Origin of the sequence: Zobellella maritima (assembly GCF_003075035.1) — a bacterium.
Lineage (GTDB): Bacteria > Pseudomonadota > Gammaproteobacteria > Enterobacterales > Aeromonadaceae > Oceanimonas > Oceanimonas maritima.
Window position 1 is genome coordinate 1,245,032 of sequence record NZ_QCZE01000001.1, and the last position, 23,088, is coordinate 1,268,119.

At 56.1% G+C, this 23,088-nt stretch carries 17 protein-coding genes, 1 tRNA gene and 2 pseudogenes; 14 read left to right on the forward strand and 6 right to left on the reverse strand.

Features of this window, described 5'->3' with window-relative positions; all coding sequences use genetic code 11:
• Nucleotide 1 precedes the first annotated feature (1 nt).
• The 7 genes and pseudogenes from DCS96_RS05655 (at nt 2) to DCS96_RS05685 (ending at nt 8,724) form a co-directional block, all read left to right on the forward strand.
• Nucleotides 2-2,014, forward strand: a complete 2,013-nt coding sequence (locus tag DCS96_RS05655) for a glycosyltransferase family 2 protein (protein ID WP_157953592.1) — start codon at nt 2-4, stop codon at nt 2,012-2,014.
• A gap of 113 nt (nt 2,015-2,127) precedes the next feature.
• Nucleotides 2,128-3,042, forward strand: coding sequence for a glycosyltransferase family protein (locus DCS96_RS05660; RefSeq protein ID WP_116473345.1), 915 nt, complete (start codon nt 2,128-2,130; stop codon nt 3,040-3,042).
• A gap of 30 nt (nt 3,043-3,072) precedes the next feature.
• Complete coding sequence (locus tag DCS96_RS05665; protein ID WP_116473346.1) at nt 3,073-5,214, forward strand: capsular polysaccharide biosynthesis protein; 2,142 nt, start codon at nt 3,073-3,075, stop codon at nt 5,212-5,214.
• Nucleotides 5,215-5,302: 88 nt separating this feature from the next.
• Nucleotides 5,303-6,463, forward strand: coding sequence for a hypothetical protein (locus DCS96_RS05670; protein ID WP_116473347.1), 1,161 nt, complete (start codon nt 5,303-5,305; stop codon nt 6,461-6,463).
• Nucleotides 6,460-7,869, forward strand: coding sequence for a cytochrome P450 (locus DCS96_RS05675; RefSeq protein ID WP_116473348.1), 1,410 nt, complete (start codon nt 6,460-6,462; stop codon nt 7,867-7,869). Before DCS96_RS05670 ends, DCS96_RS05675 begins: the two co-directional genes overlap by 4 nt.
• Nucleotides 7,866-8,213 (forward strand): hypothetical protein, encoded by a 348-nt coding sequence (locus tag DCS96_RS05680; protein ID WP_116473349.1) that lies wholly within the window; start codon nt 7,866-7,868, stop codon nt 8,211-8,213. The genes DCS96_RS05675 and DCS96_RS05680 overlap by 4 nt, the downstream gene beginning before the upstream one ends.
• 160 nt (nt 8,214-8,373) lie before the next feature.
• A pseudogene (locus DCS96_RS05685) lies at nt 8,374-8,724 on the forward strand (four helix bundle protein).
• Nucleotides 8,725-8,831: 107 nt separating this feature from the next.
• On the opposite strand, the gene DCS96_RS05690 reads toward DCS96_RS05685, so the two are convergent.
• A complete protein-coding gene (locus DCS96_RS05690) occupies nt 8,832-10,520 on the reverse strand; it encodes an SLC13 family permease (RefSeq protein WP_232818190.1) in 1,689 nt (562 codons plus the stop codon).
• A 158-nt stretch (nt 10,521-10,678) separates the two neighbouring features.
• On the opposite strand from DCS96_RS05690, the gene cysD reads away from it, so the two are divergent.
• The 3 genes from cysD (at nt 10,679) to cysQ (ending at nt 14,654) form a co-directional block, all read left to right on the forward strand.
• Nucleotides 10,679-11,578, forward strand: coding sequence for a sulfate adenylyltransferase subunit CysD (cysD, locus tag DCS96_RS05695; protein ID WP_116473351.1), 900 nt, complete (start codon nt 10,679-10,681; stop codon nt 11,576-11,578).
• Nucleotides 11,578-13,488 (forward strand): sulfate adenylyltransferase subunit CysN, encoded by a 1,911-nt coding sequence (cysN, locus tag DCS96_RS05700; RefSeq protein ID WP_116473352.1) that lies wholly within the window; start codon nt 11,578-11,580, stop codon nt 13,486-13,488. The genes cysD and cysN overlap by 1 nt, the downstream gene beginning before the upstream one ends.
• 365 nt (nt 13,489-13,853) lie before the next feature.
• Complete coding sequence (cysQ, locus tag DCS96_RS05705; protein ID WP_116473353.1) at nt 13,854-14,654, forward strand: 3'(2'),5'-bisphosphate nucleotidase CysQ; 801 nt, start codon at nt 13,854-13,856, stop codon at nt 14,652-14,654.
• 164 nt (nt 14,655-14,818) lie between these two features.
• Here cysQ and DCS96_RS05710 read toward each other — a convergent pair whose 3' ends face one another.
• Entirely contained in the window at nt 14,819-15,679 is an 861-nt protein-coding gene (locus tag DCS96_RS05710) for a universal stress protein (RefSeq protein ID WP_116473354.1), read from the reverse strand.
• 210 nt (nt 15,680-15,889) lie between these two features.
• Here DCS96_RS05710 and DCS96_RS05715 point away from each other — a divergent pair, with 210 nt between their 5' ends.
• The 4 genes and pseudogenes from DCS96_RS05715 to DCS96_RS05735 all read left to right on the forward strand — a co-directional run.
• Nucleotides 15,890-16,315 carry a YbjN domain-containing protein gene (locus DCS96_RS05715; RefSeq protein WP_116473355.1) on the forward strand — a complete coding sequence of 142 codons (426 nt, stop codon included), beginning with the start codon at nt 15,890-15,892 and terminating at the stop codon, nt 16,313-16,315.
• Nucleotides 16,316-16,744: 429 nt separating this feature from the next.
• Nucleotides 16,745-16,832: transfer RNA gene (locus tag DCS96_RS05720), tRNA-Ser, on the forward strand.
• Nucleotides 16,833-17,209: 377 nt separating this feature from the next.
• Nucleotides 17,210-18,910 carry a cation:proton antiporter gene (locus tag DCS96_RS05725; protein WP_116473356.1) on the forward strand — a complete coding sequence of 567 codons (1,701 nt, stop codon included), beginning with the start codon at nt 17,210-17,212 and terminating at the stop codon, nt 18,908-18,910.
• A gap of 351 nt (nt 18,911-19,261) precedes the next feature.
• Nucleotides 19,262-19,651 (forward strand): annotated as a pseudogene (locus DCS96_RS05735) (group II intron maturase-specific domain-containing protein); the annotation flags it as partial.
• 159 nt (nt 19,652-19,810) lie between these two features.
• Here the strand turns inward: DCS96_RS05735 and DCS96_RS05740 are convergent.
• The 4 genes from DCS96_RS05740 to aroC form a co-directional block, all read right to left on the reverse strand.
• Nucleotides 19,811-20,107: a YfcL family protein gene (locus tag DCS96_RS05740; protein WP_116473359.1), complete on the reverse strand. Its 297-nt coding sequence runs from the start codon at nt 20,105-20,107 to the stop codon at nt 19,811-19,813.
• Nucleotides 20,108-21,232, reverse strand: a complete 1,125-nt coding sequence (locus DCS96_RS05745; RefSeq protein WP_116473360.1) for an ATP-NAD kinase family protein — start codon at nt 21,230-21,232, stop codon at nt 20,108-20,110.
• Between the two features lie 8 nt (nt 21,233-21,240).
• A complete protein-coding gene (locus DCS96_RS05750; protein ID WP_116473361.1) occupies nt 21,241-21,771 on the reverse strand; it encodes an elongation factor P hydroxylase in 531 nt (176 codons plus the stop codon).
• Nucleotides 21,772-21,990: 219 nt separating this feature from the next.
• Nucleotides 21,991-23,076 carry a chorismate synthase gene (gene aroC, locus DCS96_RS05755; protein ID WP_116473362.1) on the reverse strand — a complete coding sequence of 362 codons (1,086 nt, stop codon included), beginning with the start codon at nt 23,074-23,076 and terminating at the stop codon, nt 21,991-21,993.
• Nucleotides 23,077-23,088 lie beyond the last annotated feature (12 nt).

Consider the following 23,088-nt stretch of genomic DNA (forward strand, 5'->3'; position numbering starts at 1 on the left):
GGTGCTGATACGTGCTTTATTGAAGCACCAGGGTTCAAGCCTGGAAGCAAGCCTGATAACGGAAGACCGGCAAGGAAATAGTCATCGTTTTGCTCTGCCCGTGACACTTAAAGGGACATTGCTTGAGCTGGTTTATTTACCAAAAGGTGCCCGCCATGTGTGGCTGGAACTCAAGAGTGCAGAACCGGTGAACTGTGCCGGCCCGATCCTTCTCGAGCCGGTCAGTCTGTTCACCAGCCGGATGTTGATGTGGCATCGAGTCCTCTCGACGCTCTTTAGTACCCCGTTACCACAGCGCCGCGCCCGCGGCCTTAGCTGGGCGGTAGCACTTTTTAGCCCGCGCAAGGCTTACCGCCTGGTGGGAAAAGCCCGTCATTTCGTGGCCTCTCCCTGCTATCCCGACTGGATAGCCCTGTGTGAGCAGCACACCGCTGCCGATCGAAGACGATTGAAAGGTGCGATAAAAAGATATGCACTGCAGGAGTGTCTCTTCGGTGTCGTAATTGATGCCCGTACACCTCAATCGTCTGCGGCACTTTCTCGCACGCTGACATCGCTTGACAGACAGCTGGAAATCCCTTTCCGGTCCTGGGTGTTAACCACAGAGCAGCACCATGCCGAACTCGAGGAAAACCTGCAGGGCCGGGCGACCGTGCTGGACGCCGGGGCGCTTCCGGCCCTATCGAAATCCTGTCGGTGGCTCTTGATGCTTGCGCCGGGGACGGAACTGGCCCCCTGGGCACTGGCCTGGATGGCTGTTGAGTCACGCAATGCCGATATCAAATTGATCTACCCCGACCATGATTATCTGATGGATGGTAAGCGCATCAACCCTCAGTTCAAACCAGACTGGTCTGAAGAGCTGGAGCGCGCCTCGGGATATGTAGGCGATACGTTTGCCGTGCGCGCCGATGTATTTCACAGGGTATTGCGACAATCGGGTTTTGACAGTGCTTTTCAGCTTGTACTGGATACCGCGGCCCTGGCAGGACCATCGGCGGTATGCCATATTCCTGCCATCCTCTGCCACCAAAGATACTGCCCGGAAACGGCGGCGGCCAATCAACAGGCGCTGGAAAACCACCTCTCTCGACTCGGCGTGAAAGCCGGTGTGGCGCTATCAGGTGACCATCTGAGGATACACTACCGGCTTCCGCAATTACTCCCTAAAGTCAGTATTGTGATACCGACCCGGGATGCGTTGCGCTACCTCAAAACCTGCGTTGACAGCGTGCTGAGAAAAACCTCCTGGCCGGACTTCGAAATATTGGTAGTTGATAATCAGAGCAGCGAGCCCGGAGCACTGGCATACCTCGAACAGTTGAACTCTGATCCCCGTGTTCGGGTATTGCGCTATAACCAACCGTTCAACTTTTCTGCGATCAATAACTATGCGGCCCAGCAGGCAAAGGGAACGGTGCTCTGCCTGTTGAACAACGATACCGAAGTTATCTCTCCCGATTGGCTTGAAGAAATGGTATCCCGCTTGCTTCAGCCCGGTGTGGGGGTCGTCGGTGCCCGGTTATACTTCAGCAACGGCCGGCTGCAACATGCGGGTGACGTGCTGGGACCGGGCGGTTGTGCCACCCACTTGCATGGTGTACTGGAGCCGAATGATCCCGGCTATATGCACAGGGCCGTGCTCCCCCAGGATCTGTCTGCGGTAACCGCCGCCTGCCTGGTAACCCGACGCAACCTCTATCTGCGGCTGGGTGGACTGAATTCAACTGACCTGCCGGTGGCGTTTAACGATGTCGATTACTGCCTGCGCATTAGGGAGGCCGGCTGGCGAGTAATATATACGCCTTATGCGGAGCTGTATCACCATGAATCCGTTTCTCGCGGCCAGGATGATGATCCGGAGAAACAGGCTCGTGCCAAACGTGAAGTCGATTACATGCGCAGCCGCTGGGGGCATGTCATTGAACGTGACCCCTTCTACAACCCCAACCTCAACTATTCACAGCCTGACTTTAATCTTGGCAAGGTTCCGCGCGTGGCCTGGCCCTGGTGATCAGGATTCCTGACCGAGTGTATTATGAATGATCAAACACGTTCGATATCCGATATCGTGCCAAAGTTCTTGGATATTGACTTCGAATCATCCAGATATTTGGGTAACCCGTGATGTCCGGAGTCCTGATTGTTGAGCAAGACCCCAACCCCACCACGGACTTTTTTATTCAACCGTTACTGAATTCTTTGGGTGTGGAGCCTGAGAAAACTCGGCTCAATGCACTGCCGCCGGTAACCCTTATTGCAGGTGACTCTGTGATATTCGTGCGCTATCTATCGCCCCGCTGGCGTCGGTGGGTAGAAACAAACAAGCATCGATTGGGGCAGATCATCTTTTTTATGGATGATGACCTCTTTGATCTGAAAGCACACACCGGCTTGCCGTTGCACTATCGTTGGAAGCTCTATCGTCTTGCCTGGCGGCATCGGCAATGGCTCAGGAGCATCGGAGCGCAGCTATGGGTATCCACTCCCTGCCTGGCTGAAAAATATGCGGACTGGAACCCTCGCGTCTTGTTGCCAAGATCGCCCTATGGCGATGCTAATCCACTGAAAACCCTGTTCTACCATGGTACAGAAGCGCACAATGATGAGATACGTTGGCTGTATCCGGTCGTCGAGGCCGTGCTTAAACAGGAGCCGAGCCTTTGCTTCGAGATCATTGGAGATAGTCGAGTACACTCGCTGTTTTCCGCGTTACCGCGGGTGCATGTTCTCCACCCGATGGCATGGCAGGCCTACCAGGTGCTGTTGCGGCACCCGGGCAGAACGATAGGTTTGGCACCGTTACTGGATAACACCTTTAATTCAGCCCGCTCCTATACCAAGTTTTTTGATATCACCCGGGCCGGGGCCCTGGGTATCTATGCCGATCATCCCGTGTATCAATCAATCATCCGCCACCAATACAACGGTCTGTTATTACCGATGGATCAACGGCGGTGGGTCGAAGCCATCTTACAATTGAGTCGCGATGACCTGGACAGACAGCGAATGGCAGACAATGCCGGCTCCTGTTTACAGTAAAACTCATCAACGCCGCAACACGGTCAATAAATGCTGCTAACCACTTCTCCGGGTATCTGGCGTCAGCGCCGGATACTTAACGGACTGCTTGCTCCCCAAACCCTGACCACGCGACCCTATGGGGCGCTGAACGCCGTTGTGGGCTGGGGAATGAAACCCAATACCGAGCGGGCCCGCAAGTGGGCAACACGCCGCGCCCTGCCCTTCTGGCAACTGGAGGATGGCTTTATCGGCTATATCGGTCATCCGGCAACCGGAGCGGTCAGGTTGTCATTGATTGTGGATGACGTCGGCATGTATTACGACGCCACCCGTCCCAGCCGGCTTGAACGAATGATCGATGACAACAGTTGGTGGAACCCTGCCTGGCAGCAACGGGCGGAGCAATTGCAGACGCTGCTGATTAGCGGGGGCATTACCAAATATAACTGTTATGGAGATAATCACCTGACGCCGGCAATTGCAGCCCGCCTGGATGCAACCCGACCCCGGGTACTGCTGATTGATCAGACCAGGGGAGATCTCGCCGTCCACCTGGGGCTGGCGGGTGAACACAGCTTTATCGACATGCTGAAGGCCGCCCGCCTGGAAAACCCCGGCGCCCAGCTGATCGTGCGCACCCATCCCGATGTGCTGCTGGGCAAGAAGCGGGGTTATTTAGTGGATATTGCCGATGATGATGTATTACTGCTGGCCGATACGGTCAATCCCTTTGCGTTGTTGACGACGGTGGACAAGGTCTATACGGTCTCGTCGCAGCTTGGCTTTGAGGCACTGCTGGCCGGCAAGCCGGTGGTCTGCTTTGGTGCCCCCTTTTATGCCGGCTGGGGGGTGACGGACGACCGGGTGGTTATCCCCCGACGGGGCAAAACACGCACTGTGTCACAAATACTGGCCGCCGCCTATGTACGCTACTGCCGCTACGCGGATCCCATTACCGGGCAACGCTGTGTACCGGAGGATTTACTGGACCTGATCCTGGCCCAGCGGCCACCGACCGCCCGGTTGAAAAAGCTGCATGTGATAGGGTTTTCATTGTGGCGACGGCGGTTTGCTCCCCATTTTTTACGCCGTTACGCAGATGAAATCGTGTTTAGCCAAGAGCTGAAAACCGGAAAATCACATCTGCAAGCTGACAGCTCGAAGCCGGAAGATAACAATTTACCCTCTGTAGCTTCGACTTTAACCGGACAGGCCGCTGTCAGCATCCATTCTGACCGACAATCGCCCGCGCCGCTCGTACGGTACGATGAGGCTGTGCTGGTGTGGGGGCAGGAGCCGGTTGCCCCGCAACCAATGCCGGTATGGCGCATGGAAGACGGCTTCTTACGTTCGGTAGGCCTGGGTTCGGATCTGCGCCGGCCGGGATCTCTGGTGGTGGACCAGCTGGGCATGTATTACAACCCGCACTCGCCCAGCACCCTCGAACGGCATTTAGCCACCCATCTATTCAGCGACCGTGAACTGGCATTGGCTGAACAGCTGATGAGCTACCTCCGGCAACAGGCGCTGACTAAATACAATGTAGGGGCGCAGTCCCTATTGAACTGGCGTACTCGGGCCGGTGACAAAACCATTATTCTGGTACCCGGCCAGGTGGATAACGATGCCTCCATCCAACTGGGCAGCCCAGTTGTCAAGGACAATGCCGCCCTGCTGCAGGCAGTACGCGACACGCATCCCGATGCCTTTATTGTGTTCAAGCCCCACCCGGATGTGGTGAACGGGAACAGGAAGGGGATCGTATCAACCGAAGTGCTGGCCCGCTGCACCGATGCGGTAGAGACCGAGACCAGCATTGTCACCTGCCTGGATGCCTGCGATGCGGTGCACACCCTCACCTCACTCACCGGGCTAGAGGCCTTGATCCGCGGTAAACCGGTCACTGTGTGGGGCCAGCCGTTTTATGCCGGCTGGGGACTGACGGAGGACAGATACCCGGTGAATCGACGTGGCCGTAGCCTGCCGTTGGCAGCCCTTGTGTACGCCGCTTATGCCTGGTATCCCACCTATATTGACTGGCCGACCGGCTTGTACAGCACGCCCCTGCGTATGGCCTGGCGCCTGGCCCAGGAGCGGGAAACCCTTAGCGAGAGCGGTCATCCGGTCAAGGCCTGGTGCCAACGCCGCTGGCGTAAGTTCAGGTTTTTATGGGAAGCACTGAGAGGGTAACCATAGCTCGGTTGCCGTGGAAACCCAGGTCCTTCATGGGAGACCCGACTGCGGCGACTGCATTCATGGCTGATAAAGGAGTCACCCGTTGACGATTAAACAACGCCAGGTGTTTTATATTTCCGGATTTGATCCCCGCGGTGCCGGTCATTACCACCGGCTCTACAAATCCCAGGCGGCGAAGCAGGCAGGGGCAAACGGGCTGGATATCGAGGTATCCAGGCGGATACGGTTGTCGTCCCACCTGCATCAATGGCGGCTGGATACCCGCGATACCCACAGCCGGTACAACTTCTTGAGCTGGGACGACATAATCCGCGCCAATTGGGCGCGAGGCTGGCCGGCCATTGTTACCGACTTCTGCTATTGCCTTTGGGTCTATATCGCTACCGGCCGCATCCTGGTGTTTGCCCGCGCCTCGCGCAAACAGATGCTGGCCGGCCTGTATCCGGTTTTCTTCATCCTGCTTGCACTGGCAACCAGTGGCTACCTGGGTTATCTGACCTTTGTGCTGTTCCCCTTGCCAGTCCTGCCGGGCTGGCTCGATAGCGGCCTAAGATGCCTGGTTGCCATGCTGTTCCTGTGGGCCGCGATGGCTGGTTTCAAGCACCTGGGCAACAAGCTGGCGGTATTCTGGCTGCTGCGCATCTATGCCTTTTCCGCCAAATGGGCCAACGGCGATATTCCCGGGCTGGATCAGCGTATCTCGGTATTTTCCGATGAAATTATCCGAGCGATTGAAGATACCGACAACCAAGAGGTGGTGATCATCGCCCACAGCGTGGGTACCATGCTGGCGGTACCGGTGATGTCCCTGGTGCTGACCCATATCCAGGACAAACCACTGTTTAAAGATCACAGGGTAATACTGATCACCCTGGGACACTGTATTCCCCTGCTCAGTTTTCAGCCCAGGGCAACGCCATTTCGCCATGCCCTGCAACGGCTGGCGCAAGATCCTCGGTTGTTGTGGCTGGATTACAGCGCTCCCACCGACGGCGCCTGTTTTCCCCTGCTGGATCCGGTTACCTCATGTGGCCTGATACGAACCCGGGAAGCCGGCCCCAGGATATTGTCTCCACGCTTTTTTACCCTCTATCATGCCGCCCACTACAAACGTCTCAGCCGGGCCTGGTATGCCATGCACTTTTTGTATCTGATGGCCACCGACAAGGCAGGACCCTACGATTTTTTTGCCTTTACCGCCGGTCCTGAGCGTATTGCCGCGCGCCTGGAGCAACTGCAATGAGCTGTCCCGTTTTCCCAAAACCGACCAAGAGCAAGGCTTCGCTGTGGAAGGTATTCTTTAGCAAGCGTCATTCCTGGCTGAATGCCCTCTATGAACGCAGCTACAGCATGAAGATGGGCGAATTCCGACTGCCGGGGATGACGCTGTATATGATCAACCAGCCCGAACTGGTACGCCGGGTGATGGTGTCGGAAACAGAGCAGTTTCCCAAGCACCAGCTGCTGGCCGATATTCTCTCCCCCCTGCTCGGCGAGAGCATCTTTACCACCAACGGCAGCCAGTGGAAGAAACAACGGGATATGCTGGATCCGGCGTTCAAGCATGCCCGGGTGCAGAAGGTGTTTGGCCTGATGCAGGAGGCTGTGGCCGATATGTCGGCCCGCCTGCATAGCATCGATCAGCAACCCGAGATCGACATCGACCCGGTGATAACCTATGCCACCGCCGATATCATCTTCCGCACCATCATGTCGACAAAACTGGCGCCGGAGCAGGCCAACCGCATCCTGGCAGCCTTTGTGCGTTTCCAGGCCGAATCTCCCAAGCTGGCACTGCTGAAGATGTTCAGACTGCCAGGCTGGCTGCGCCGTGGACGCAAGCAACGGGATGCCGCCCGGGTGATCCGCACCACCATTGAAGACCTACTCCGGCCCCGCTACAGCGAGGCATCCGCGGCCCGGGCAGGCTGCCCTCTGTCCAGGGCCGCATTGAATGCCCGTCAGGATATTCTGTCTACCCTGCTGTTGGCGGTGGACGAGGTCACGGGTCAGCCATTTACCTTTGATGAGATAGTGGATCAGATCTCCATGCTGTTCCTTGCCGGGCACGAAACCTCGGCCAGTGCGCTGAGCTGGTCGCTGTATCTGCTGGCGTTGTTCCCGGATATCCAGCAGGATGCCCACCTTGAGGCGACCCGGGTGCTGGCGGAGCAGCCCATGAGCGTGGAAGCATTGAAGAAGATGGTGCTGGTACGCGATGTGTTTCGCGAGGCCTTGCGCCTTTACCCGCCGGTGGGCTTCTTGACCCGTGAATGCAGTGTGGCCACCGAGATGCGCGATAAAACAATGCCCAAAGATGGGGCCTTGGTGGTCTCGCCCTGGCTTATTCACCGCCACAAGGCGTTCTGGGATAATCCTCATGGCTTTGACCCCTATCGTTTCACCCGGGATGGACTCAAGGTGCCACTGCACAAGTCTTATCTGCCCTTCGGCGTCGGCCCGCGGGTGTGCATCGGTGCCGCCTTCGCCCAGCAGGAAGCCAGCCTGGTCCTGGCTACCCTGTTGCGGGACTACCGGTTCAGTCTGGCTCCGGATTTTGTGCCCGAGCCCGTGGGGCGGCTGACCATCCGCTCCGCAAATGGCATGAAATTGGTCTTGCTACGAAGAAAGTCACAGGTATCAACATGAAAGAACGTATCGCCGGTTTTCTGCTGATGTGTATCGTCGTGCCCATGGCCATACTGGGTTATGTGATCATCTGCTATGTGGGCTTTATCGGCCGGGTTGAACGTGCTCGCTCCGGAGTGCGCGCCCTGGACCATTTTGTCAATGCCAGCGTGTTCAACGGCTATGCCTGGGAGTCGGTTTCGTCCCATGCCTGGCGCGAACGGGACCACAAACGCTGGGCCCGCCTTGTTATCCGGCTGACCGACAGCGTCCAACCCGATCATTGCCGACGCGCCAACAAGCGTGAACAGCCGATTGTCGACATGGTGCTGCAGAAAGGGTTGCACAAGCAGACCATCAAATAAGCGGGAGCTGGAAGCTGGAAGCTGGAAGCTGGAAGCTGGAAGCTGGAAGCTGGAAGCTGGAAGCTGGAAGCTGGAAGCTGGAAGCTGGAAGCTGGAAGCTGGAAGCTGGAAGCTGGAAGCTGGAAGCTGGAAGAGTTTGAACATCGTCCAGGGAGTAGCAATGGATTTTGAAAAACTGGATGTATGGAAGCGTTCCGCACGGCTTTCTGCGGATGTTTATAGGGCCCTTCAACCACTGCGTGATTTTGGCTTCAGAGACCAAATCACCCGCTCCGGGTTGTCTGTGCCATGTAATATCGCAGAAGGAATGACCCGAATTACCATAAAAGACAGGAGCCACTTCCTGATCATCGCCTAAGGATCATGTGCCGAGCTGAGAACACAAACCTACATCGACATGGATATAGATTATATTGATACCGATCTTGGCAAGCAATGGAACCAGGAAACCCGAGACATTGCCGCCATACTGTCGGGATTGATCAGAAAATTAAACGAAACTGGTGGTTAACCTAACTTTCAGCTCCAGACCAAATAGTGCTAAAAACGGGAGACTGCAGGATGGCGCTGGACTCTGTTTTTCTTCCAGCTTACTTCTTCCAGCTTTAAATGTCCGGCTTAAAACGGGAACACCACAGGCACCAGTGCTATCACCCCTGCGGAGTACAGCAGGCTCACCGGCAGACCGGTTTTTATGTAGTCCAGCATGCGATATCGGCCGGGGGAATAGACCATCAGGTGGGTCTGGTAGCCAAAAGGCACGATAAAACAGGCGCTGGCGCCATAGGCCACCGCCATGATAAAGGGCAAGGGATCGGCATTGAACACCTGGGCGGTAGACAGGCCGATGGGAAAGGCCAGCGCCGCCGCCGCATTGTTGGTCACCGTCTCGGTCAGCACCAGGGTGATCAGGTACACGCCGATAAAGGCCCCCAATACCCCATAACCATTAAATACCAGGCGCATGAAATCCGCTACCAGCGCCGCCGCGCCCGAGCTTTCCAGCGCCTTGGCGACCGTCAACGCCGAGCCGATGATCAGCATCAGTTCAAACGGGAAGCGTCGCCGCAGCTCGCTGACCGTCAGCACCCGGCTCAGCAGCAGGGCCACCAGTAACAGCAACAAGCCATTGAACAAGGGCCAGATGCCCAGAGCCGCCATGGCAATCACACCGCCAAAACCACTAAACGCCAGGGTACTTTGCAGGGGGCTCAATTTTGGCCTGAGCAGGGTGCCGTTCAGCACATGAAAGTTGCGATCCAGGTTCTTGTGCTGGATAAAGTCCGAACCCACTGCCAACAGCAGGCTATCCCCGACCCGCAGCGGCACCCGGCCCAATTGACCGGTCAGCCGCCGCTCCCCTCTCCTGATCCCCACCACGCCCGCGTTAAACATGGTTCGAAAATCCACTTCCTGCAGGGTACGCTTGGCCAGCTCCGACTCGTTGGAGATCACCACCTCCACCAGATTGGATGCCAGCAAGGCATCGGCCCGGCAGCCGAATACATCCAGGCCCTGAAAACGCTGCAGCGCCTGTACTTTCTGTACTTCTCCGGTAAACACCAGCACATCACCGGCCAGCAAAACTTCGTCAGGCGACACCGGCGATATCAGCCGGCCATTACGCTCGATTTCCAGCAAAAACAGGCCATCCAGGCTGCGCAGCTGGTTGGTTTCTATGCTGTTGCCAATCAAGGGCGAGCCGGCCATCACCTCGGCCTCGAGAAAATAGGCCTGGTTGGCCTCCTTATCCTGGGCATTGTTGCTGGGCAGCAACCGGGCACTGAGCAGCAGACCCGCCAGACATAGCAGCGCCACCGGAATACCCACCAGCGCAAACTGGAACATGCCCAGCGCAGGCAGGCCGGCATTGACCACAAACGAGTTCACCACCAGGTTGGTCGAGGTGCCCACCAGGGTGGTAATACCCCCCAGGATAGAGGCGAACGACAAGGGGATCAGCAGCCGCGAAGCCGGCAGGTAGCGCTGGCGGGAGATCACCCCGAGCAAAGAACCGACCACGGCTGTGTTGTTCAGAAAAGCGGAAAAGACGGCGGTCACCCCCATCAAGCGCAGGGTGGCGAAAGATTCCCGCCCCTTGAGCAGGATATCGGAAAACCGATCGAGCAACGGCGAGCGTTCCAGTGCCAGCGACACCAGCATCAGCACGATCAGGGTCGCCAGCGCCGGGTTGGAATAGCTGGCCAGCAGGGCTTTTTCATCAACGATGCCAAACATCAGGTAACCACCGGCCCAGCAGCTGAACAACACGGCCGGCGAGAATCGTCCCTGGATCAACAGACCCAACAGGGCCCCGATTGATGCTAATACCCAATACGCTGACATATATAACCACTCGCTCTTTAAGCAGGGCTATCATTGTAATCATATATCAAATAAACTGGATATATAGATTTGATATAACATTTAGCTATTAGCATAATCCATTGATGAGAACAGATACCATGACACTTACTCACCTGCAACGGCTGGAAGCCGAGAGTATCCATATTATGCGTGAAGTAGTGGCGGAGGCCGACAATCCGGTCATGCTCTACTCGGTCGGCAAGGACAGCGCCGTGATGCTGCACCTGGCGATGAAGGCGTTTTATCCGTCGGTGCCGCCGTTTCCGCTGCTGCATGTGGATACCCGCTGGAAATTCCGCGAAATGTATAGCTTCCGGGATCAGATGGCCGAGAAGCTGGGCATGGATCTGCTGGTACATGTCAACCCGGAAGGCATCGACAAGGACATCAACCCCTTTACCCATGGTTCGGCCATTCATACCGACGTGATGAAAACAGAGGGACTCAAGCAGGCCCTGGATAAGTATGGCTTCGATGCCGCCTTCGGCGGTGCCCGCCGCGACGAGGAAAAATCCCGTGCCAAGGAGCGGATCTTCTCGTTCCGCACCGCGGCACACCGCTGGGATCCCAAGAACCAGCGCCCCGAGCTGTGGAAGCTGTACAACGCCCGCAAGCACAAGGGCGAATCGATCCGGGTGTTCCCCCTCTCCAACTGGACCGAGCTGGATATCTGGCAGTATATCCACCTGGAAAACATTCCCATCGTCCCCCTTTATTACGCAGCCGAGCGTCCGGTGGTGGAACGCGATGGCGCCCTGATCATGGTCGACGACGAACGTATGCCGCTGAAAGAGGGTGAAGTACCGCAGATGCGCAAGGTGCGTTTCCGTACCCTGGGTTGCTATCCGCTGACCGGTGCCGTCGAGTCGGACGCCGATACCCTGCCGGCTATCATTCAGGAAATGCTGTTAACCAAAACCTCCGAACGTCAGGGCCGGGTTATCGACCACGACTCCGCTGCATCCATGGAAAAGAAAAAACAAGAGGGCTACTTCTAATGGCGCATGTATCCGATTTGATTGCCACCGATATCGAGCAGTATCTGAAGGCCCATGAGCAGAAGAGCCTGCTGCGTTTTATTACCTGCGGCAGCGTGGACGACGGCAAGAGCACCCTGATTGGCCGCCTGCTGTTCGAATCCAAGATGCTGTTTGAAGATCAGCTGACCGCCATCGAAGCCGACTCGAAAAAATATGGCACCCAGGGCGATGACATCGATTTCGCCCTGTTGGTCGACGGTCTGGCGGCAGAGCGCGAGCAAGGCATCACCATCGATGTGGCCTATCGCTTCTTCTCTACCGACCGACGCAAGTTTATCGTTGCCGATACCCCGGGCCATGAGCAGTACACCCGCAATATGGTTACCGGCGCCTCCACCGCCGATGCCGCCATCCTGATGGTCGATGCCCGCAAAGGCATCCTGACCCAGACCCGTCGGCACAGCTATCTAATGTCGCTGCTGGGAATACGCCATATAGTGGTGGCCATCAACAAAATGGACCTGGTGGGTTATTCGGAAAAGACCTTCCGCACCATAGTGGAAGAATACAACGCCTTCGCGAACCAGATTGGGCTGACCAAGGTGACCTTTATCCCCATGTCGGCGTTCAAGGGTGACAACATCATTACCCTGAGCGAAAAGATGCCCTGGTATCACGGCACCACCCTGATGGGCTATCTGGAAACCGTGGAAGTGGACGATACCCGCCTGCAACGGGACCCGTTCCGTATGCCGGTGCAGTGGGTGAACCGCCCCAACCTGGACTTCCGCGGCTTTTCCGGCGCCATCGCCAGCGGTGTGATCAAGCCCGGCGATCGCATTCGGGTACAGCCTTCGGGCAAGGAAAGCCATGTAGATCGCATCGTAGTGCATGGCGGCGATCTGCCCCAGGCGGTGGCCGGCCAGTCGGTGACCCTGACCCTGACCGATGAAATTGATATTTCCCGCGGCGATGTGATCTCCACCGTCGAGGCCCCGGCGGAAATCGCCGATCAATTTGAAACCACCCTGGTGTGGATGCACGAGGAGCCGCTGTTGCCCGGTCGCTCCTACCTGCTGAAAGTGGGTACCAAGACGGTGACCGCCACCATTACCGATATCAAGTATCAGGTGAACGTCAACACCATGGAGCACACCGCTGCCAAGAAGCTGGAACTGAACGCCATCGGCGTGTGTAACATCAGCCTTGACCGCGCCATTGCCTTCGACGCCTACCAGAACAACAAGGACACCGGTGGCTTTATCGTTATCGACCGGATGAGCAACAACACGGTCGGTGCCGGCCTACTGCACTTTGCCCTGCGCCGCAGCCAGAACATTCATATGCAGCATGTGGATGTGGACAAATCCGCCCGCGCCGTCACCAAGGGCCAGAAGCCCTGTGTGCTATGGTTTACCGGCCTGTCCGGGGCCGGCAAGTCCACCATCGCCAACCTGGTGGAGAAAAAGCTGCACGCCCAGGGACGTCACACCTATCTGCTGGACGGTGACAACGTACGCCACGGCCTGAACAAGGATCTGGGCTTCACCGATACCGACCGGGTCGAGAATATCCGCCGGATAGCCGAGGTATCGAAGCTGATGGTCGACGCCGGGCTGATCGTGCTGACCGCCTTTATCTCGCCGTTCCGCTCCGAGCGCCGCATGGCCCGGGAGCTGATGGAAGACGGTGAGTTTATCGAGGTATTTGTCGATACACCGTTGAGCGTGGCCGAAGAGCGGGATCCCAAGGGTCTGTACAAGAAAGCCCGTCGCGGTGAACTGAAAAACTTCACTGGTATCGACTCGGCCTATGAGCAGCCCGAGAACCCGGAAATTCGCCTGGATACCACGGGCCTGAGCATCGAGGCCGCTGCCGACGAGGTGATTGAGGCCCTCAAGCGTCAGGGCATTTTACTGGCGGATTAATAAACCGGCTTAAAGGCTAAATAACTGATACAAATACCGCTACTTTTTAGACAAAAATCAGGATTCGATAAGCAGACCCTCCGCGCCAGGGCCGGCGCGGCGGAGCCCCCAAGGATGGGTTTACGGCGAGTCTGCGTTCGAGCCTGATTGCTGTAGCACAATTAGGAACAGTTATTTAGAAGCTAGAATATTGTAAGTCCCCATGATAGAGCCCCCGCCAGGTTAAACCGGACAGGGGCTCTGCTTCCAGCTTATAACTGATAGCTTCAAGCTGATTTTGTAAGCCCGAACCGATAAAGCAGGTACTTCGACCGCTATTAACACGGCGAGGTACCTGCCCCCTCTACCTCATTCTGGAATAGCTCATGACTTACCTGACCAATGACCTGCTTGCACAGGTCGAGGCCATCGCCCGGGACGCCGGTGCCGCCATCATGGCCATTTATGGCCGTGAGTTTTCGATAGATGAAAAAGCAGATAAATCCCCGTTAACCGAGGCCGATGCCGCCGCCCACCAATTGATAGCCGAGCGATTGTCTGCCCTGCCCCTGCAACTGCCGATCTTGTCGGAAGAAGATACCGACGGCTTTGCCGGCGCCGACCCCCAGGGGCGCTACTGGCTGGTGGATCCCCTCGATGGCACCAAGGAGTTTATCAAGCGCAACGGCGAATTTACCGTCAATATCGCGCTGATCGAGCAGGGCAAGTCGGTGCTGGGTGTGGTCTATGCACCGGCTTTGGCGGTAGCTTATGTGGCCGCTGCCGGTATCGGTGCCTTCAAGATAGACAGCGAAGGTCGCCGCCAGGCCATCCGGGTCGCCGAGCATGTACCGGGGGACACCTGGCGCATCGTCGGCAGCCGCTCCCATGCGGGTGATTCGTTGCAGCAGTTACTGGACAAGCTGGGCGCACATGAGCTGGTAGCCATGGGCAGCTCGCTCAAGCTGTGCCTGGTAGCGGAAGGCGCGGCCGATGCCTATCCGCGACTCGGACCCACCTCGTTATGGGACACCGCCGCCGCCCATTGTGTGGTTGAACAGGCGGGCGGCACAGTCGTACGGCTCGACGGCCTGCCGCTCAACTATGCCGATACCCGGCAAGTGCTCAATCCCTTCTTCCTGGTGCTGGGTAAAAACGAGCTGGACTGGCCTGCCCTGCTCGCCTGAACCAGCACGACAAAAAGAGATACGGCACCCTTTATCGGCCCGAGGTTGAGATGCCGCTAGTCTTTGGCTGTTGATGGGAACGGCTACCCCGCCGCGATGATATCTGAAGGTATCGGATGGCCTCTCGGCCATTTCGCCGCGAGGTCGCGCCTCTTGCACGTGCATTATTTCGCCACCAGCACGTCACAGGGCGGTGCGCTCAAGAACCCCATGGCGACACTGCCCACCATCAAGCGACTGATCCCCTGGCGACCGTGAGTACCCAGCACCAACAGTTGCGACTGTTGTTTGTCCACCACATGGGCAATACAGGCCTGGGTTTCCCCGGAAAGTACCTGGGTGCTGATCCGACTTTGATCATCATTACCCAGAAAGTGGAGCATCTCTTCGGCTATCTCCTGCTTGATACGGGCATTCTGCCGGACCACCAACTCTTCCATATCCTGCTGGCGATAACGGGCCAGCCCCATGAATGGAGGATCAAATACATGTATCAATCGTATTTTTGCCTGTGGTGCCACCCACAGGGCCGACTTGAGGGCATGGTGAGAGCTGCGGGAGAAATCGGTGGCCGCCACTAATTTCCGGTAAGTCCCGGTTTCCCCGCCTGTCACCAGCAGTAAGGGAATATGACTATATCTCAATAGCTTCTCTGCCGTCGTCCCTGAAAACAAGTCCTGCAAAGGATCCTTATGATGCCTGCCGACGATAATCAAATCGGCCGCAATATTTCTGGCCGTGGAGAGCAATGCCTTGGCCGGTTTACCCAGGATAACATCGCAATGGCTGCGCGCCTTCAGCTCTTCGGGCAGGGTGTCCGCAAACTGCTGCAGAGCCCGCCTGGCGGCCTCTTCCAATCGATGGCGCATCGGGATCTCGACCAGCGACTCATAGAGGGTAAAGGTATCATCAACCACATGAACCAGGTGCAAATCGGCACCCAGCGAGCAAGCCAGTTCAGTGGCCCGCCTGACAACCACAATTGAATCTGGTTCTAAATCGATAGCGGCGAGCAGAGTCTTCATAACCTTCCCCTTAGTGAAAACGGCCCCATGACGAACAGATTACCCTGAGTTCACTGCTCCGTTAAGCATTCCCGCTTTTGTCGACAAACGCAAATAAAGCCTGCTTATTGTAAGGTTTCTCTGGCTATTATTTTGTTCGGGCAGGCCTTTGGTTTACACTAGAGCTCTTTTAACATTCCAGGACTTCCCGTGTTAACAGCTGAAGTTGCCATGCGTTGGTTGGTTGCCGGCCATATTAATCACTATGTCTGCGAAAATTGCCACGGCATTCATTTATCCGAGCTCCAGGGACTGGACGGGGTATTGGAAAGCCGGTTGTTTGTAGAGCATGAAAACGCCATCATGACCACAGAAGTGGAGATCCGTCCCACCGGCCTGTTGCCACTAATGGCCGAGCTGGGCAGGCTGAATATGAGCTACCCCAACCTGAAGGTATTTGTCGATATCATTGACGACAACCTGCCCCGGCTGATCGTTGCCGAATATATCCACACCCAGGCCGGTATTGAGCAACACCAGTTCACCTGGATTATGCAGCAAACCATGATGGCAACCCAACAATTGGTGCAGGAGATATCCGACTTGGGGTTGCTGGCCGTTGAAGAGCAGCAAAAACCCCGCTCCGCTGTTCACTAAGCACCCAAAGTGGCGGGAGTTAAGCCAGTTGAATTCTCAGCTGATAAAAACCCTTGATTCCCGCACGGCGAGCCGCTAAATTACGCCCCGTTCCCACAGCGATGGTGAACGAAGACGGTGAAGGTAACACCGTATCAAATACCGAAATAAAATTTGGTGAGGTGTCCAAGTGGCTGCCATGAGGCGAAGCCGGGGTGCTGGTCACGCAGCGTGCTGCGTCAGCCCGAGGACAAAGATCCGAAGTCAGCAAGACGGTGAAGGTAACACCGTATCAAATACCGAAATAAAATTTGGTGAGGTGTCCGAGTGGCTGCCATGAGGCGAAGCCGGGGTGCTGGTCACGCAGCGTGCTGCGTCAGCCCGAGGACAAAGATCCGAAGTCAGCAAGACGGTGAAGGTAACACCGTATCAAATACCGAAATAAAATTTGGTGAGGTGTCCGAGTGGCTGAAGGAGCACGCCTGGAAAGTGTGTATACGGCAACGTATCGAGGGTTCGAATCCCTCCTTCACCGCCAGATTAGATAAACCCTTGATTCTTAATAGGTTTCAAGGGTTTTTTCGTTTCCAAAAACGTCATCTTTCTCCTATTGGTACAGAATGAGTGTTATGACTACACCGTGTAAAGTCTCACTCAAAACCAAAGACCTGTCCGTCGCAAGTCCCCGCTTTGCCGCAGTCCCCACACCTTGCAACCAGGGGTCATATTACCGAGTTCTTCAGCCAGGTTGTGCAATCCAGGCTGGTATTTGATGTATCCTCCCTTCATACAGAACATTTTGACACTCGCGCACTTGGTCTGACAATCTGCTATTGATGTTCAAGCGACATAGCGTGTTGAAGTCATGGATCTCGAGAAGCAAATGAAGCCCGCGTTCCGGTGCAAGAGGGTATGATGCCAGACTTAACGTTTATCCACGCTTCCCCCTTCTACGAGCTGACCGCTCTTGTGGTATTGGCGGCGGTCATCGGTTTTCTTGGCGTGCTACTGCGTCAGCCGATGATTGTCAGTTTCATTGCTGTCGGCGTACTGGCAGGGCCGTCGGCACTGAATATCGTGCAATCTCACGAGCATATCGAGTTGCTAGCAGAGCTGGGTATCGCGGTTTTGCTGTTTTTGGTCGGATTAAAGCTCGATTTAAAGCTTATTCGTACGCTCGGATCAGTTGCCCTTGCCACCGGGCTTGGTCAGGTGGCATTTACGTCTGTTATTGGTTATGTAATCGGCATTTCTTTAGGGCTGAATACTATTTCCGCGCTATATGTTGCGGTGGCATTGACGTTTTCCAGTACAATTATCATCGTTAAGCTGCTCTCCGACAAAAGGGAAGTGGACTCTCTGCACGGCCGCATCGCTGTGGGTTTTTTGATAGTACAGGATTTGGTCGTCGTGTTGGCGATGATGGTGTTATCCGCCTTTGGTATTGGAGAGCAAGCGGGAGAGAAAGGCTCCGTATTGGCTCATATCGGCAGCGTGCTGATATACGGTCTAATGATGTTGGGTTTTGTGCTTCTTTTCATTCGTTACCTAGCAACCCCTCTTGTAAGCCGGGTTGCCCGATCCCAGGAGCTGCTGATCACCTTTGCCATCGGCTGGGCAGCCCTTTTGGCTGCTATAGGCAGTCAGCTGGGCTTTAGCAAAGAGCTTGGTGGTCTGCTTGCCGGCATATCTCTTGCCTCAACAGCTTTTAGAGAAGCGATAGTGGCGCGACTGGCTTCATTGCGTGACTTTTTACTACTGTTTTTCTTTATTGCACTCGGCTTTCAGCTTGATCTCGGCCTGCTTGGTTCGCAAGTTATCCCGGCTTTAGTATTTTCTGTTTTTGTACTGATTGGCAACCCGCTGATCGTCATAGTAATTATGGGGATGATGGGTTACCGGAAACGCACCGGCTTTCTGGCAGGGTTGACTGTCGCACAGATCAGTGAATTTTCACTTATATTCATGGCCATGGGCCTGACTCTGGGACATGTTTCGGCAGAGTCTCTCGGTCTGGTCACATTGGTCGGCCTTATTACCATCGCCATGTCTGTTTATATGATCACCTATTCTCACAGCCTGTACAGTAAGCTGGATCCCTGGCTGAATATCTTTGAACGCAGTAAACCTTACCGGGAAGAAACGCTGGAAGTGCAGCCTTCCTGCAAGCAAGCCTATGATGTCATCCTTTTTGGATTGGGGCGCTATGGCAAGGCCATAGCACATTATTTGCAAAAAGAGGGATTTAGTTTTCTGGCAATCGATTTTAACCCGGATGAAGTGCGCCGCTGGCGCAACCAGGGGCATATGGTCATGTATGGTGACGCCAGCGATCCCGCATTCGTTAGTGACTTGCCGCTTCAAGGTGTCAAGTGGGTAGTTTCCGCCATGCCACAGCATGATATTGGTGTGACCCATGAAGATCCACGCTTATCTCTGATTGAGGGACTCAAGCTGCAGCACTATACCGGAGGCATAGCCATATCCACCCAACAATTGCATGATCAGCGCATTCTCAAAGAGAAAGGGGCGACGTTGATTCTGTTGCCATTTCACGATGCCGCTGAACAGGCGGTTGAACGCATGAGGGCGACATTACCTGCTTCATCTCTATAATCCCAGGGGCGACGCATGATTGCTTTTCGCTCAGTCTGATCACGCTTCGATCAGTCCAATAGCAATATAAACGGTAAAGCTTGTCTCTTTCGCGATGAGAGAGTAAATAGTGGCGAACTTGACCAGCCTTGTTTCGTTACCGCGAGATGCCAGAAAAGCCGGCTTAACAGCAGGTTTTTTAAGGTGCACCAGGCATGGCGCGTAGCGCCTTGACGGGGGTTGTTCCGGTACGCGTGGTGGCGGCCGGATGGCTTGGAGGTACAAGTCCTCTGTGAGCCCGGTAAGGGAAATCACTGGCTGAACCTCAAGGGTGTCCATCTGTAGTGGCACACTCAAAGTGTTAAGCGCTTCAAGGACAACCTGAAGTCAGTGCTGCGCAAGGCCATGGGCTGGAACATCCGGCGCGCGACCGGTGTGCTCGCAACCAAACTGCATGGTTGGATAAACAACTTCCGCTACGCCAGGGCCAAAGGCATCTTCAATGAACTGGATGGCTGGTTACGTCGTCATCTGAGTAAAATACTGTGGCGACAATGGAAGCGAGGGCGCACCCGGGGGCGGATGCTGATGCGATTGGGTTTTGCCGAGAAGCGAGCGGTGCTGAGCACCACCAATAGGCGCGGCCCGTGGTGGAACGTCGGGGCATCGCACATGAATAAGGCGTTACCGAATAAGTTGTTTGACCGACTGGGACTGATATCGCTGATGGAGAGTTACCATCGACTCAGCCATCACCCATGAACCGCCGTGGTACGGAACCGTATGCCCGGTGGTGTGAGAGGACGGAGGCCGCCTCCTACTTGATCCCGCAATATTTGCACCAGATACAGGATTTAGTAGGAGAGCTGGCACACGGCAAATAATACCACTCACCGAGTGGTATTATTGCTGTTGGTGGGGTTATGGCTGCTCCGTCCGCTGCCTGTCCAGTTCATCGACCAGTTGCTGCCAGAACCCGAGAACCAGTTTCTGATCCTGGTCATTCAGCTCACCGCTGAGGATGGCCTGGTTGAGGCTGGTCTTGACCCGGGCCTTTACATCCTTGATATGGTTGCGGCCGGCAATCTCGCTCTGGGCCACCGCCAACGTGATATGGCCTCGCAAATAGCCACCGGCAAACAGCTGATCTTCGCTACAATGGGCGACGTTACCGTCGATTTCAGCCAGCAGCAGGCGTTCAAATTCAAAAATATTCATTTATTCTGCCTCATATTCCGGGTTTGCCACCCGAACCAGAACTTCATCACGATAGCCAGTGATCACCCGAACAAGACCGCATAGCTGCCGATCCAGTTCGGGATCATTGGTGTCAACTCGCAGCGGACGACCATGCAAGGAATTTATCTTGGATTTGGTCGCCAACAGCCAGATATTGTCGGGTCCCACGGCCCTGATGACCTGGGGACTCAGCTGTTGATTTCCACGACCAAAAATATGGCCCTGGCCACCGATCAGGGTGATCACCAGCTTGCACTTTTTATCCTTGATATATTCATACAAGCCTCTGGCATCCAGATCTGAGGCAATAAGCCGGCCCTGGTGTACCAGGTCCACGCCCAACAAGGTGTTCTCGAGGCCAAGGCGTTCCATCACAGCGGCGACCGTGGTGCCCGAGCCCATAATATAATAGCAGTCGTCCTCCATCCGCTCGATCACCTCATCGGCGATGTCGGTCAGCACCAGTTCGGCAGACTCCTTGCCCGCCACCTTGACCGCCTGGATATATTCCAGCTCGCCGGGCACCCGCATCTCTCCATAACGGCGGGCGCGCACCCTGCCCTCCCGAAAAGCCGCTTCATCGATGTCCATCACATCGGCCTGGATCAGGCTGACCGGCTCCCCCCTTACCAGCCGGGCCAGCAGCCGGCCGGTGCCGGCCGGGGTGACACCATAGACGCCGGAATGGATCTTCACGCCGGCAGGAATCCCCAGCACACACAGGCTTTCCGGAACCTCGGCACAGATATCCCGGGCGGTGCCATCCCCCCCGGCGAACAGCAGCAGATCGACCCCCTCGCGCACCAATAATTGTACCGCCTGGTGAGTATCGACCGCGGTGCTGGGCCGGCCCGGCTGATAAAGGGTTTGATAGGGCAAATCCAGGGCCTGGCAGACGCTTTCGCCCATCTCGCCGGCAACTGTGTAGATAAAAAATTGATCCTTAAGCGCCACCAGCTCGGCCAAGGCCAGCTGGGTACGTTGCAACGCGCGCGGCTCGGCGCCACGGGCCAGGGCCTCTGCCGCCATGCCATCGCTACCCTTGAGGGCAACACTGCCACCCAATCCTGCGAACGGGTTTACAATCAATCCAATACGAAACATGCCCTGCCCTATTGATAGTCAAAGTTGTCGGGAGTCAGCACGGGACGACCATAATGCTGCCTGAGTGCCGCCATAAAGCATTCGGCTCGCGGCGGAAAGCCGTTATCCAGGTAAGTCAGGGCCTGTTCCCGAACCCTGGCCTGAAAGGCGAGCCTGTCCGGCTCAACCGTACCGTTCAAATTGTCGCAGCTGACATTGAAGGAAAAGCCACAGCTCAGCGACAGGGCCCATTCTATTGCCTGGGGTTTGACCTCAACCGCTTCAAACTGTTGCTGCGCCCGGGCATCCCGACCGTCCGGGTGATACCAGTAACCGTAATCCACCTGGGTTCGCCGGGCCTCTCCCGCCAACAGCCAATGGGCGATCTCATGGAGGGCGCTGGCAAAATAACCGTGCGCAAATACCACCCTGTGATAGCTGACCCGCTCATCGGCAGGCAGATAGACAGGCTCGTCATCGCCTAATTCCAGACGGGTATTGTACGTGTCAAAGAAGGTTTGGTGAAACAGGGAAATCAGATCCCGGTAGCAAAATGACATGATAAAAGCGGCTCCCTGTGCGAAGCCGCTATTTTACTCAACAGGTCTGCTCTCACAAGAGATGATTGCAACAGGTCCGACCCCGTGGCGATAGTGGGAGGCACGGCCCCGTGGTGAGTTGGCTGACAAACCATCAAATACCTTCAGCTACCATCACGGCCGGGTCACCCCTACCACTGGAGTCAGCCTTCCCACAAAGTGACAAACGGTATCCTGTACTTACCTCAGCAACGGCGTGGTGATGCTGACTCCGGCATTTTGCGCCCGATGACGCATCAAATGATCGAGCAACACGATCGCCAGCATCGCCTCGGCAATAGGCACGGCACGGATACCGACACAAGGATCATGGCGGCCACGGGTCACCATCTCGGTCGCGTCCCCTTTTACGTCTATGGTTTTGCCCGGAACCATGATGCTGGAGGTCGGCTTGAGCGCTATGCTGGCCACGATATCCTGGCCGCTGGAAATACCACCCAATATGCCGCCCGCATGGTTGCTGGCAAAGCCTTCCGGGGTCATTTCATCCCTGTGTTCCGAGCCTTTCTGCTCGACCACATCGAAGCCGTCACCGATCTCCACTCCCTTGACCGCATTGATGCTCATCAGCGCATGGGCGATGTCGGCATCCAGCCGGTCGAACACCGGCTCTCCCAGGCCCACAGGCACGCCGCTGGCGACCACCTGGATCTTGGCGCCGATGGAGTTGCCTTCTTTTTTCAGCTCGCGCATGTATTCATCAAGCTCACCCAGCTTGCCGGCGTCGGCAAAGAAGAAAGGATTGGTCTCGATAAGATCCCGGTCAAAGGCCTCGGCCTTGATCGGACCCAGCTGGGTTAAATGGCCATAGATGGATACGCCAAACTGGGCCAGCACCTTCTTGGCGATGGCGCCGGCGGCAACCCGCATGGCGGTTTCCCGGGCAGAGGAACGCCCCCCGCCCCGATAGTCACGGATGCCGTATTTCTGATGATAGGTGTAATCCGCATGACCGGGGCGGAACAAGTCCTTGATGGCGGAATAATCCTGAGAACGCTGATCGGTATTTTCAATCAGCAGGCCGATGGAAGTCCCCGTGGTCTTGCCTTCGAAAACCCCGCTCAGGATTTTAACCTGATCCGCTTCCCGCCTCTGGGTGGTAAAACGGGATGTGCCGGGCTTGCGCCGGTCCAGATCCTGCTGCAGATCCTCTTCTGTCAGCTCGACGCCCGGCGGAACGCCATCCACCACGGCGCCCAAGGCCAGGCCATGACTTTCGCCAAAAGTGGAGACACGAAAAAGGGTTCCAATACTGTTCCCTGCCATTGTGGTTTCCTT